The 12,803-nt window shown below is 57.3% G+C and carries 12 protein-coding genes; 4 read left to right on the forward strand and 8 right to left on the reverse strand.

Annotated elements, in window-relative coordinates; all coding sequences use genetic code 11:
- Window positions 1–5 precede the first annotated feature (5 nt).
- Window positions 6–1,382 carry an AmpG family muropeptide MFS transporter gene (locus ACKWJN_RS11115; protein WP_408596896.1) on the reverse strand — a complete coding sequence of 459 codons (1,377 nt, stop codon included), beginning with the start codon at window positions 1,380–1,382 and terminating at the stop codon, window positions 6–8.
- Window positions 1,383–1,418: 36 nt separating this feature from the next.
- Between ACKWJN_RS11115 and ACKWJN_RS11120 the strand changes: the two genes are divergently transcribed.
- A complete protein-coding gene (locus ACKWJN_RS11120; RefSeq protein WP_408596898.1) occupies window positions 1,419–2,252 on the forward strand; it encodes a M48 family metallopeptidase in 834 nt (277 codons plus the stop codon).
- On the opposite strand, the gene ACKWJN_RS11125 is transcribed toward ACKWJN_RS11120, so the two are convergent.
- On the reverse strand, window positions 2,253–2,891 hold the full coding sequence (locus ACKWJN_RS11125; RefSeq protein WP_408596900.1) for an MBL fold metallo-hydrolase: 639 nt from the start codon (window positions 2,889–2,891) through the stop codon (window positions 2,253–2,255).
- A 296-nt stretch (window positions 2,892–3,187) separates the two neighbouring features.
- On the opposite strand from ACKWJN_RS11125, the gene ACKWJN_RS11130 reads away from it, so the two are divergent.
- Entirely contained in the window at window positions 3,188–3,388 is a 201-nt protein-coding gene (locus ACKWJN_RS11130; RefSeq protein WP_408596902.1) for a hypothetical protein, read from the forward strand.
- A 29-nt stretch (window positions 3,389–3,417) separates the two neighbouring features.
- On the opposite strand, the gene ACKWJN_RS11135 is transcribed toward ACKWJN_RS11130, so the two are convergent.
- The gene (locus ACKWJN_RS11135; protein WP_408596904.1) at window positions 3,418–4,404 is read right to left on the reverse strand and encodes a Bug family tripartite tricarboxylate transporter substrate binding protein; all 987 of its coding nucleotides are present in this window, start codon (window positions 4,402–4,404) and stop codon (window positions 3,418–3,420) included.
- Window positions 4,405–4,704: 300 nt separating this feature from the next.
- Here ACKWJN_RS11135 and ACKWJN_RS11140 point away from each other — a divergent pair, with 300 nt between their 5' ends.
- Complete coding sequence (locus ACKWJN_RS11140) at window positions 4,705–5,646, forward strand: polysaccharide deacetylase family protein (RefSeq protein ID WP_408596906.1); 942 nt, start codon at window positions 4,705–4,707, stop codon at window positions 5,644–5,646.
- Here ACKWJN_RS11140 and ACKWJN_RS11145 read toward each other — a convergent pair.
- The 4 genes from ACKWJN_RS11145 to ACKWJN_RS11160 all read right to left on the reverse strand — a co-directional run bounded on the left by ACKWJN_RS11145 (window position 5,635) and on the right by ACKWJN_RS11160 (window position 11,476).
- Window positions 5,635–8,724 carry a M12 family metallo-peptidase gene (locus ACKWJN_RS11145; protein ID WP_408596908.1) on the reverse strand — a complete coding sequence of 1,030 codons (3,090 nt, stop codon included), beginning with the start codon at window positions 8,722–8,724 and terminating at the stop codon, window positions 5,635–5,637. The genes ACKWJN_RS11140 and ACKWJN_RS11145 overlap by 12 nt on opposite strands.
- Window positions 8,725–8,881: 157 nt before the next feature.
- Complete coding sequence (panD, locus tag ACKWJN_RS11150; protein ID WP_108359579.1) at window positions 8,882–9,286, reverse strand: aspartate 1-decarboxylase; 405 nt, start codon at window positions 9,284–9,286, stop codon at window positions 8,882–8,884.
- Window positions 9,287–9,320: 34 nt separating this feature from the next.
- Window positions 9,321–10,613 (reverse strand): TIGR03862 family flavoprotein, encoded by a 1,293-nt coding sequence (locus tag ACKWJN_RS11155; RefSeq protein WP_408596973.1) that lies wholly within the window; start codon window positions 10,611–10,613, stop codon window positions 9,321–9,323.
- 59 nt (window positions 10,614–10,672) lie between these two features.
- Complete coding sequence (locus ACKWJN_RS11160; RefSeq protein WP_408596910.1) at window positions 10,673–11,476, reverse strand: exodeoxyribonuclease III; 804 nt, start codon at window positions 11,474–11,476, stop codon at window positions 10,673–10,675.
- Between ACKWJN_RS11160 and pyrE the strand changes: the two genes are divergently transcribed.
- The gene (gene pyrE / locus ACKWJN_RS11165) at window positions 11,475–12,173 is read left to right on the forward strand and encodes an orotate phosphoribosyltransferase (protein WP_408596912.1); all 699 of its coding nucleotides are present in this window, start codon (window positions 11,475–11,477) and stop codon (window positions 12,171–12,173) included. The two genes, ACKWJN_RS11160 and pyrE, sit on opposite strands and share 2 nt — an antisense overlap.
- Window positions 12,174–12,179: 6 nt before the next feature.
- On the opposite strand, the gene ACKWJN_RS11170 is transcribed toward pyrE, so the two are convergent.
- Entirely contained in the window at window positions 12,180–12,803 is a 624-nt protein-coding gene (locus ACKWJN_RS11170; protein ID WP_408596914.1) for a YitT family protein, read from the reverse strand.

A 12,803-nucleotide genomic window follows, 5' to 3' on the forward strand; every position in this document is an offset into this window, starting at 1 on the left:
GTAAATCATTCGGCCTGTTCGCCACCCCCCGACGGGGCCGTCATGGCCACAGGCAGCACCCGCGAGGCCAACCAGACCAACACCAACACGGGCGCGCCCAACAAGGCGGTGCTGGTGAAAAACGCTTCATAGCCGTGAGCGTCCACATACACCCCCGAGAAGCCCGCCAGCCATTTGGGTGCCAGCAGCATCATCGAGCTGAACAAGGCGTATTGCGTGGCCGAGTAATTGACGTGGGTCAGCCCCGAGAGGTAGGCAATGAAGGCGGCCGAGGCGATGCCACTGGCCAAGTTGTCGGCCGAGATCACCCACACCAAAGCGGTCAGGTCATGGCCACGGGTGGCCAACCAGGCAAACAGCAAGTTGGTCAGCGCGCTGAGCACAGCGCCCCACATCAAGATGCGCATGACCCCCCATCGCATCGACATCACGCCGCCAATGAAAGCCCCCAGCAGTGTCATGACCACGCCAAATACTTTGGTGACGGCGGCCACCTCGTCTTTGGTGTACCCCATGTCCACATAAAACGGGTTGGCCATGATGCCCATCACCACATCGCTGATGCGGTAGACCGCAATCAGGCCCAGGATCAGCGCGGCTTGCCAGCGGTAGCGGCGGATGAATTCGGCAAAGGGTTCGATCAAGGCGCCCCGCAGCCATTCAGCGGCGTTGCGTGCGGCTGGCAATTCGCGGTGTGCAGGCTCGGGAGACAGCAGCACGGTCACCAGCCCCAAGCCCATGGAGGCCGCCATCACCAAGTAGGCCGTTTGCCATGCGGTGTGCAGATAGGTGTTGTCGTTCGTGCCGGCTGCGCGCGCGGCCACCCACAGCACGCCGGCGCCGGCCCAGATCATGGCCAACCGGTAGCCGGTTTGGTAGCAGGCCGCCAAGGCGGCTTGGTGTTGCGGGTCGGCCGACTCGATGCGGTAGGCATCCAGCGCAATGTCTTGCGTGGCCGAGCCAAAGGCGACCACCAGCGCGCACCAGACGACGGGCTCCAAGGCTTGTTGCGGGTCCAGCAAGGCCATGCCGACCAGCCCAGCCATCACCACGCACTGTGCCAGCAGCAACCAGCTGCGGCGCCGCCCCAGCCATCGACACAGCCCAGGCAGCGGCAGCCGATCAACCAAAGGCGACCAGACCCACTTGAAGCCGTAGGCTAAGCCCACCCAGCTCAAAAAACCAATCGTGCTGCGGTCAATGCCCGCTTCGCGCAGGCGAAAGCTCAAAGTGCCCAGCACCAGCAACAAAGGCAAACCCGCCGAAAACCCCAGACACAGCATGCGCCATGACGCAGGTTGAAGGTAAACCTGAAAGGCATCCTTCCAACTGTGTGCGGGTTTGACAGGGGGGGTGTCCGAGGGACTTGTTGTATCGTTCATCACCCTTATTTTCAGGCTTTCCTACAAAGCACTCCCATGCACATCCGCCGTTTTGTTTTTCATGCTTGTCTTGTATTGGCTTGTGGCTTGCCCAGTGTGGCTGGGTGGGCGCGAGAAGGGGTAGAGGTGGGCAAAGAGTCGGCCTTTGCCAAGCTGGTACCCGCCAGTGAGGTCGAGCAGTCGGCGTTTCAGCAGTACAGCCAAATGCTCAAGCAAGCGGCGGACAAAAATGCCTTGGGGCCCTCAGACCACCCGCAAGTGCTGCGCTTGCGCCAGATTGCCAAAGAGCTGATTCCGCACAGCTATGAGTGGAACCCGCGCGCGCGTGACTGGAAATGGGAGGTCAACCTGATTGGCTCCAACCAGGTCAATGCTTTTTGCATGCCTGGCGGCAAGATTGCTTTTTACACCGGCATCTTGAAGCAACTCGAATTGACCGACGACGAAGTCGCCATGGTGATGGGCCATGAGATCGCCCACGCTTTGCGCGAGCATGCGCGTGAGCGCATGGGCAAGTCGGCCGCCACCAATGGCTTGGCCACGATTGGGGGCACCGTGGCGTCGGTGTTTTTTGGCATCAACCCCAATGTGACCGACTTTGTGGCCAAGCAAGGCGCCAACCTGATCAACCTCAAGTTCAGCCGTGACGACGAAACCGAGGCCGACTTGGTGGGCATGGAGTTGGCTGCGCGTGCAGGCTACGACCCGCGCGCTGGCGTGACGCTGTGGCAAAAGATGAGTGCCGCCAACAAGGGTGCGCCGCCGCAGTGGCTCAGCACCCACCCCTCTGGCAACTCACGGATTGAAGAAATCCAGGCCAACTTGCCCAAGGTCTTGCCGCTCTACCAGCGCGCCAAAGACAGCCGCTGATCAGGTTCCACCCACATAAGGGTTGCTCACCCGTTCGCGCCCAAAGGTGCTTTCGGGGCCGTGGCCGGGGATGAACACCGTGTCGTCGCCCATGGGCCACAGCCGTTGGGTGATGCTGTCAATCAAGTCTTGGTGATTGCCCCTTGGAAAGTCGGTGCGCCCAATGCTGCCGGCAAACAGCACATCGCCCACAAAGGCGCGCTTGATCTCGGGTGAATAAAACACCACGTGCCCTGGGGTGTGGCCCGGGCAATGGCGCACTTGCAAGGTGTGCGCGCCCAAGGTGACGGTGTCGCCATCGTGCAACCAGCGGGTGGGTGTGAACGCCCGCGACGGAGGAAACCCATAGTTCGCTGCAGCTTGCGCCAAACCATCGATCCAAAACTGGTCGTCTTCTTGCGGTCCCACGATGGGCAGCCCCAGCCGCTCAGCCAATTCGGCGGTGCCGCCCGCATGGTCGATGTGGGCGTGGGTGATCCAGATTTGTTCTAGCTTGACCCCCAGGGCTTGGACGGCGCCCAGCAACACCTCCAAATCACCACCGGGGTCGATCACCGCAGCTTGCTTGGTTTGATCGCACCAGACGATGGAGCAGTTTTGCTGAAACGGGGTGACGGGAACGGTTTCGTAATGGAGCATGTGCAAGAGCCAAAGTTGTTGCCATTGAATATACAAGCAGCGGGGCCAGCACAGGCGTTAGAAATCCGGTGTTGCCGCAATGAGCAGAGTTCACGGCAATGGATCGCTTGGTGAATGACAAAAACGACATCTGAAGCCACGATGTCAAATTTGTCATCCATGATTTTCGTTCAGTTGGACGTTGTGAATGACATTTGAGTCATGAATCGCACAAGCGCTTGAAATTCATGCGCCGTGGTGTAACAGTCAAATATCTGCACTTGCTCCACCCCATCATGACCGCGATACGCCCTGCGATGTCCATGCCCCAACCGATGCCTGATGCGTTGCGCTTAGGCGTCTCGTACACGGTCGAGCAGCGCAGCGTGGGCGCGACGGTCAAGGTCAAAGATTTTCATACCAATGAGGTGGTGGGCCAACTCATGTACACCCGCTTTGAGCCACATCGTGTGCCAGTGCCTGATCCAAAAAGACCGCGGGTGGACGTGACGGTTTAACAGCTGCTCCCCCAACTTGGCTGCTGGGGTCAAACAACAACCTCAACCTTGGCGCGCTTGGCCACCTTGGTCCAGGTGCTGATTTGTGACTGAATGACCTTCACAAACTCATCCCCCACCACAGGTGACTTGCGTGGCAACGTTTGCAGCTCTTCCAAGCGCGCCATGATGTCGGGCTTGGCCAAAATTTCTGGCATCAGCGATGTGAGTTTTTGGGCAATAGGCGCCGGCAGGTTTTTGGGTGCAGACAGGCCAAGCCATTGAGACCCCGTCATCGATGGGAAGCCTGCTTCGGCAAAGGTGGGGATGTTGGGCAGTGCCGGCAAGCGTTGCGGCGTGGACACCACCAAGGCTCGCAAGGCGCCGGCTTTGAGCTGTGCCACGTTGGTTGTGATGGGGTCAAACAGGCTGTCGATCTGACCACTGAGCAAGTCTTGCATCGCGGGCGCGCTGCCTTGATACGGCACATGGTCATGCTCTGGCGCTGGGCCTTCTATTTTCAACAGTTCACCGTACAGATGGTTGGCCGAGCCAATGCCAGAAGTGCCATATCGCACCGGATTTGATTTGGCAGCTTCCAGGTACTGTGCGAGGGTTTTGTAGGGCGATTGCGCGCGCACCAAAATCACCATGGGCGCTTCAACCAGCATGGCCAAATGAGAAAAGTCTCCTACGGGATCAAAGGGCATGGTGTTGCGCGTGGCGGTGGCGTAGATGTGCACCGAGGCATGGCTGACCAGCAAACAATAGCCATCGGCGGCTTGCTTGGAGACGTAATCTGTGCCAATCAAGCCCCCGGCACCTGCTTTGTTTTCAACGATCACGGTTTGCCCCAAGGCTTGCGACAAGTGCGGCGCCATCAGCCGAGAGACGGTATCGACCAATCCGCCAGGGGGAAATTGGGCAATCAATCGGATGGGCGCTTTGCTGGGCCACGTGGCGCTTTGAGCTCGGACAATGGCCGGCGAAGAAAGTACAGCGGCTCCAGCTGCGGCAAGAATTTGGCGACGCTTCATGAAAACTCCTTTGAGGCCCAAGAATGAAAAGGTTGAAAAAAAGAAAGCAAGAACAAGCTTTGTCGTTTGCAGTTTTCATGCCAAATTCAAGGGCATCACCTGGAACACTATTTGCAATAGCTAAGGCACTCACTTTGTGCCTCTGATGTGCCGAGTCCGTCTTCATGAGCGCGCCTAAGTGGTGCGCCGAAAAACCATTTGGATGCATCCAACCCTCACAGGCTCCACAGCGGGCACCACAACCGTGAATTCGGCGTGACCCACCCCCACATCGAGACCCCAAGCTCTAAGGACAAGCGAATGTCGTTATCAACCCCCATGTTTCTCGGCCCACTCACGGACCACGGCCGGTTCCCCTACAGCGCCATCCACCGCAGGCCGACCTACCGTTGGCCCAACCAAACCGGGTTGGCGGTTTACTTGGCCTTGAACTTGGAGCACTTTGCGTTCGGTGAGGGCGCAGGGGCCATGATTGGCCCGGCGTCGCCTCAGCCCGATGTGCTGAATTTCAGTTGGCGTGAGTACGGCAACCGCGTGGGCGCGTGGCGTTGCCTGGAACTGTTTGATCAGCTTCAATTGCCGTCTGCCGCCTTGATCAACACCGCGCTGTATGACCACTGCCCTGAACTGATTCAAGCCTGCGTGGATCGAGGCGACGAGTTGGTCGGTCACGGGCACAGCAATGCGGAAAGGCAAGGTTCGTGGAGCGAGGCAGATGAAACCGGCTTGCTTGCGATGTGTAAAAACCGCATTCAGCAAGAAAGCGGACAAGCCGCGTCAGGTTGGTTGTCACCCTGGATCAGTGAAAGCAAATTAACGCCAGATCTGCTGGCCGAAACGGGCTATGACTACACCTTGAATTGGTGCCACGATGACCAACCCGTTCCCATGCAAACGCGAAGCGGCAAAACCTTGTGGTCTGTGCCCTACCCGCAAGAGATCAACGACATTCCCATGATCGTGGCCAGGCAAATGGACGGCAAAGATTTTGCGCAAATGATCATTGACCAGTTTGACGAGATGCTGGAGCAATCACAGCGTCAACCGCTGGTCATGGGGATAGCGCTGCATCCTTACATCGTGGGACAACCTTACCGCTTGAGGCATTTGCGACGCGCCTTGCAACACATCGCCGAGGCCCGCGACAAAAATTTAATTTGGATGACAACACCTCACCACATTGCTGAGCACGCGGCGCTGATGTCAATGGGATTTGAGCAAGAACAAAAATCAAGCAGATAAATCGATGCGCGAATGGGTGATTGGGCTGCTGTCTAACGAATAGTAAGCAATCGATTCGATGTTTTTAAGTTTGGCAGTGACACTGCCGTTGGTGTAGACAGTTTCATCTGCGCTGTTTGTTTGTTGCCAGTCTGACGCCTTGCCGTAAAGGTAGACCTTGTCATTGCCGCCATTGCCATCAATTTCAATATCTTTGTTGCTCACGTAAATCACATCAGAGGATGCGCCACCGGTGAGGTGACTGATGGATGCGTCATAGGCCAGCCCCACGTTGTTGAGGTTGTAGAAACTTTGTTTCTTAGCGCCGCCAATCCCATCGTTGTAATTGACATCTTTGATGTTGATGGAACTGAACGCTCCGGCACGCAAGTCAACGATGTTGGATGCACTGAGGCTAGAGAGGTCAAGTGACAGGCCTTGTGAGGTGGAACTGAGCGTTTCCATGCCAAGCCAGTCAGAAGTGAACTGGGTGGTTTGATAGTTGGCCAATGTTTTGCTGGAGTCGCTCAGACTGACACCTGTTTGGTTTTTGCCGTATAGAAATTGCAGCGCCAAAATATCCAACGGCATGAAGGTGCTGGGGTTGACGCCTGCGCTGGTGTAGCCACCACTTCCGTTGTTGACCCAGTTGATCGCGGCGTCAACCGGATTGTTGTAGGACATGACGGTGTTGCGACGGTTATCGTCGGCCAATGTTAGATAAGGGCCAGGCGCAACACCACCGCCTGCGTTGTAGGCGCCTGGGTGTTTCAACCCAAGCGTATGGCCTATTTCATGGATGATGGTTTCCCAACCGTAGTCACCGGGTTGTGGGCTGGTGTTGACGCTGGACTTGTTGTTGAGGAGCAAGTTGACTGCGCCAAGTGCAGAGTTGGCCCCAGTGGCGTATCCGCCGCTGGTGGAGCCTTGGTCATTGGTTGCAAAGTTAATGTCGGAACTTCCGCTGGTCACGAGTTGGAAGTTGATATTGACGAGAGAGGAGATGTAGTTGAGAGCTTGCGTGACACGGGCTTGTTGGGTTGCATTCATGGCCGCAAAACCATATTTGTCTGCGGTGCTCAGGGTGTTGCTCGTTTTGTCGTTGTTGGTGAGAAATTTGTACCTGATGGTGGGATTGCTGCTGCCACTACCCAGTGAGAAGACGCTCGGTTGCAGCGCGTAATTCGAAGTGTTGGCAGTCGCTTGCCCCGGATTTTGTTGCCATTTGTAGCTGCCAACGTTGAGAACAGCATTGAGTTTTGCGTTGCCTGAGTCCAAATAGGTAGAGGTATCGCCGAGTTTGACAAAGCTGACGCCGGGGTTGAGGGTGATGGATTTGTTGTAGACGCCTTTGGTGAAGTCCCACACTTGAACGCCAAACGAACCATTGCTGTTGGCGGTGGTTTTGAGCGCAGTTCGAATTTGACTGGGTGTGAGAGCAACGCCTGCAGTGGGCGAACCAAGGTCTACTTGGAGTGCGTAGTTTTTAGGCGCAGCGTAAACGGTAGCTGCGTATTTGACATACATTGCTTGTGCAACGGTGAGAAGCTCATGTGTGTCTGTGTCAAGGTTGATGCCAGAAATGATGCCTTTGTTTTTTTTCATCAGGTCATCAATGATGGCGAGGTTGCTGCTGTTGCCGAGGTTGGCCGCGTTATCTTTGATGGCGATTGATTTGACACGTTTGTCAGCACTGAGTTGTCCAAGATTGGCAATGTTCACGTTGTTGACGGTGATGCCAGTGATTTTGGAGCTTTGAAGCGCAGCAGCTGTTGCGGCGTCTGTCGACGTGAGTGTGCCGTCAGAGACGCTGAGGCTGACAGCGTTGACATGAGAGTTGCCGAGGATGCTGGCAATGTTCGATTTGTCAGCACCTGAGACCGCCAAGCTGTAGTTGGGCGGGCTGAATTTGCCGAGGAAGGCCATGAGCGAGTCGCTCGCGAGTTGGCTCTGGCTGACGGAGAGATTGCCAACAGCTGTTTGAGTGATTTTGGTGATCTTGTCGGAGAGCGCCATGAGCTTAGCCAGATTGGCGGAGAGTCCTGTGGCGCTGTCAGCAACCGTCAGATTGAGGTTGGCGTTAGAGATTTTCTTGATCAGGTCCGCGCCTCCCGTTGTTTGTGCAACTGAGAGCGTGATGGCGGGCTTGGTATCCGTGAGGTTGAGTTGGGTGATGTTCTTTTCAGCGGATGACAGCGTGGACCAAGACTTGGTGACTGCGGCGGAGGTGTCTTCAATGTTGACTTTGAAGGAGCCATTGTTGATTTTGTTGAGGGTGGCTATGTTTGTCGTCAAGCTTGCGATGTTGAGCGGTATGACTTCGGAGGTGTCGGTTTGACTGATGCTCGACACCTTGGCGCCGAGTTTGGTGATCGCGGCAAGGTTGGTTTTGATGCTGCTCGCACTGTCAGTGAGATTGAGCGTATAGATTCCTTTGTCAATTTTGCTGAGGACGCTGGCAAATTGAAGTGTGTTGGCATAGGAGAGCGTGAGGGCAGATTTGGTGGTCTGGTTGATGGCACTGACCTTGCTACCAAGAGCCGCAATCTCAGGCAGCTTTGAAGTGATGTTGCTGCTGCTGTCACCTATGGTGATGGCAGCAATTTTGCTGCCGTAACTGACGATTGCACTTAGGTTCGCGGTATGCACGCCAGAAATTGCGACTTTGAATTCGCCACTGTTGATCTTGTTGAGCAATCCATCGTTCACAGCGGAGGGGAGTCCGGCAGAGAACTGAGCTTCTGAGACGGCGACAGCTGTCGCATCTGTTTGTTGTATCAACTGGATTTTTCCGCTGATGGCAACGAGTTTGTCAAAACTCTTGGAGATGTTGGCTGCAGTGTCTGCAATCACAATCGAACTGGCACCCGCAGAGGCAGCCAAGGTCAGGGCTTTGGCAACGGTGTAGGTCGGCGTCACCGCAGTTGCAATGCGTTCTTGGTAAAAAGCCAAAGCCTTTGTAGATATTTGTAATTCATTTGAGGCTGTGCTCTTGGTGGGTGCGCCGCTGCTGCCCAACGATTTTGTTGTTGTGCTGAGTGTGGTGGACAAGGAGCTGCTAGGACTGCTTGTTACTTTGAGCGCCTGAGAGATCGTCATGGGGCCAGCCACCTTGATTTGTAAGAATTATCTTATCGGCAGTTGTGGTCGAAACTTGACGGTGACGCGCAATTCAAACCCTAGCTGCGGGTGGGCGAAAAAAAACCCTCCGAAGAGGGCGTTGCTATCCAGAAAAACGATGCAGTGTGAAGTTAATTCAACACTCATCCGTCCCGTGCCCCGGCGCCGCCTGCGTGGGCACATGGTGGCGCAAGCCCACCTGCTGGTTCTTCTCATCCACAAACACCAGTTGGGGTTCATGGCCAGCCACTTGGTCTTCGTGCACTTGCGCGAATGACGCAATGATCAGCAAGTCGCCCACGCTGGCGCGGCGTGCGGCAGAGCCATTGACCGAAATCATGCCTGAGCCACGCTCGCCTTTGATGGCGTATGTGATGAAGCGTTCACCGTTGTTGATGTTCCAGATGTGGACTTGCTCGTTCTCACAAATGTTGGCGGCGTCCAGCAGGTTTTCATCAATCGCACACGAGCCTTCGTAATGGAGCTCGCACTGGGTGGTGGCAACGCGGTGAATTTTGGATTTGAGCAGGGTGCGGAACATGGCGACAGCGTGTGCGGGTGACGGAGATCACGAATCATAGTGGGCTTGGCTGCGGCAGCTTCTGCACATGGGCCAACACCCCATGCGCGGCCACACGTCCACTGGCCAAGCAGGCCGTGAGCAAGTAGCCGCCGGTGGGGGCTTCCCAGTCGAGCATTTCTCCGGCCAAGAACACACCTGGCTGGGCGCGTGCCATCAGTTCCGGCGTGAGTGCCTCTAGGCGCACGCCACCAGCGCTGCTGATGGCTTCGTCCAAGGGTCGCGCTGCGTGGACCGAGATCGGCAGGTGTTGGATGGTGTGGGCCAGCGTGGCGGGGTTGTGCATGGCTTCTTTGCTCAGCACCTCATGCAGCAAGCCGAGCTGCAAATTGTTGAGGTTTAAGCGGCTCTTGAGATGGCTGGACAGAGATTTAGAGCCTCGCGGGTGCGACACCTCGGCCAGCACGCGCTCGTGCGTCCATTCCGGGCGCAAGTTGAGGTGAAAGGTGGCGTGGCCCGCGCGTTCGATTTCATCGCGCAATAGGGCAGATGCTGCGTAGACCAAGCTGCCTTCGATGCCGGTGGCGGTGGCCACAAACTCACCCGTGCGCTTGAACACACGACCCAACGCATCCGTGAACGACAGCTGCACCGACTTGAAGGCTTCTCCCGCAAAGCGGCTGGCAAAGTGTTCGCTCCAGCCCTGCCGCTGGTCGATCAGCACGTCAAACCCGCAGTTGGAAGGTCGCAGCGGCGCGACATCGATGTGCTGTTGGGCGAGCCAACTTTGCCATGCACCGTCAGACCCCAAGCGTGCCCAACTGCCACCGCCCAAGGCCAACAGCACCACATCGGCGTGTGCCGTGTGCGGGCCGTGCGGAGCGTCGAAGGTCAAGCTGAATGGCTCTGCTTGTGGCGTGGTCGTGGTCGTGGGTGCGGGTGTGGGTGTGGGTTCGGGCGTGCCGCGTTGCAACTGCCCATTCCAGCGGTGCCGCATGTGAAAGGTCACCGGGGTGCCCACCGTGGGGTGGCGCAAGCGGTGCAGCCACGCACGCAGCAAGGGTGCGGCTTTCATGTCGGTGGGAAACACCCGCTGCGAAGTGCCCACAAAGGTGTCAATGCCTAAACCTTGGGCCCAATCGCGCACGGCTTGGGGGCCAAAGGTTTGCAGCCAGGGCGTGCAGTCGGCGGTGCGCTCACCCAAGCGGGTGACAAACTGTTCAAAGGGTTCTGCGTGGGTGAGGTTCAAGCCGCCCAGGCCTGCCAGCAAAAACTTGCGGCCCACCGAGGGCATGGCGTCGTACACGTGCACATTCAAGCCGGCGGCACTCAGCACCTCAGCGGCCATCAGCCCGGCGGGCCCGGCGCCCACGATGGCCACCGTGATGGCCGCGATGGGTGGGCCGCTCACAGCATGCCTTCGTAGTGCAGCGTGATGGGCGCGTGGTCAGAGAACTTTTCTTCTTTGTAAATTTCTGCGCGTCGGGCTTTGGCGGCCAGGGCCGGTGTGGCCAAGTGGTAGTCCAAACGCCATCCCACGTTGTTGGCATAGGCCTGACCGCGGTTGCTCCACCAGGTGTAGCAAGCGTCGGTGGTGTCGGGGTGGAGTTGGCGGTACACGTCCACCACGCCTGCCTCGGTGGTGAGTTGCGTCATCCAAGCGCGCTCTTCGGGCAAGAAGCCGCTGTTTTTTTGGTTGCCACGCCAGTTCTTCAGGTCGGCTTGTTGGTGCGCAATGTTCACGTCACCGCACAGCACAAATTCACGTTCGGCTTTGAGCGCGGTGAGGTGCGGGTAGAGCGCCGCCAAAAAGCGGTACTTGGCCTCTTGGCGCTCAGGGCCCGATGAGCCGCTGGGAAAGTAGCTGCTGATGATGGACAGCTTTTGGGTGGGTGTGTCAAAGCGCAGCTCGACATAGCGGCCCTCAGAATCGAACTCGCCACCGTCAAAGCCCACTACCACGTCGCTGGGTTCATGCCGGGTGTAGACGCCCACGCCCGAGTAGCCTTTTTTCTCGGCGTATTGAAAGTGGCCTTTCAAACCGGCCAAGGTATCGAACTGGCCCTCGACGTCGGACGCTTGGGCTTTGATTTCTTGCACGCAAATACAATCCGGCTTGGCTTTATCGAGCCAAGCTTCAACGCCTTTGCGGGCGGCGGAACGGATGCCATTGAGGTTGAGGCTGGTCAGTTTGAACAAGGAATTTCCCATGACAGATGGAACGGCCGCCAACAACGCGTTGGCGCAAGAGTTTGTGCAATTCTCGCTGGATTGCGGCGTGCTGAAATTTGGGGAGTTCAAAACCAAGGCCGGGCGCATGTCGCCTTACTTTTTCAACGCGGGCTTGTTTGACGACGGCGCCAAGTTGGGCCACTTGGCCAGTTTTTACGCCAAGCGCTTGGTGCAAAGTGGCATTGAATTCGACATGATTTTTGGCCCCGCCTACAAGGGCATTCCGTTGGGTGCTGCGGTGGCGATAGAGTTGGCCCGTTTAGGCAAGAACGTGCCGTTTGCCTACAACCGCAAAGAAGCCAAAGACCACGGCGAAGGCGGCAGCTTGGTAGGCGCGCCACTCAAAGGCCGCGTGTTGATTGTGGATGACGTGATGAGCGCGGGCACTGCGGCGCGTGAGTCCATTGCCTTGATCAAGGCTGCGGGTGCCACGCCGCATGCGGTGGTGATTGCCCTGGACCGCCAGGAAATGGCCACCGAGAAAAAAGCCGATGGCACCATTCAAGACGTGCCCTACAGCGCGGTGCAGTATGTGCGTGAACAAGTGGGCTTGCAGGTCTGCGCGATTGCGGAGCTGAGCGACTTGCTGACTTACTTGAATGCCCAACCCGGCAACGCCATGGGCGAGCACTTGGCGCGCACACAGGCGTATCGGGACCGATATGGGGTGAGCTGACAACCTTCAGACCCCGTAGTAACGGTCGCTGCGGTGGTTCACGCCAATCACCAGGTTCAGCGCCACAGCACCGAGCAACGACAGCAACGCTTTGCTGGCATCGGTGCAGGCAAAGGCCATCAGCAAAATGGCAAAGTCCACCGCCATTTGCACGTTGCCAGCCCGCCAGCCGCGCGACTTTTGCAAGTAGACCGCCATGATGGTCACGCCGCCTAGGCTGGCGCCGTGACGAATCAAAATCAAAATACCGGTGCCCGCCAACAGCCCTGCCATGACAGCCGCAAATACGGGGTTGAGGTGCGTAAACCCAATCCAGCGCGGCAGCAACTCCACATAGGCAGACAGCAAGCCCACTGCGGCAAACGTTTTGAGGGTGAAGAGGTGCCCCAGCTTGCGCCACCCAAACACATAAAACGGCAGGTTGATGACAAACAACACGCCACCCAGCGAATAGCCCAACAGGTAGTGCGCTAAAAACGCCACGCCTGTGGTTCCGCCGGTGAACAGACCCGCTTCGCGAAACAAACATACCCCCAAGGCCACAAACAAGCAGCCCGTCAAGAGACCTTGCGCGTCTTCCCACGCGCTGTGGGGAGCGGGCGCGGGGGCAGGGGTGAGGTTGTCGTTCAT

Source organism: Limnohabitans sp., from assembly GCF_046052825.1.
GTDB lineage: Bacteria > Pseudomonadota > Gammaproteobacteria > Burkholderiales > Burkholderiaceae_C > Limnohabitans.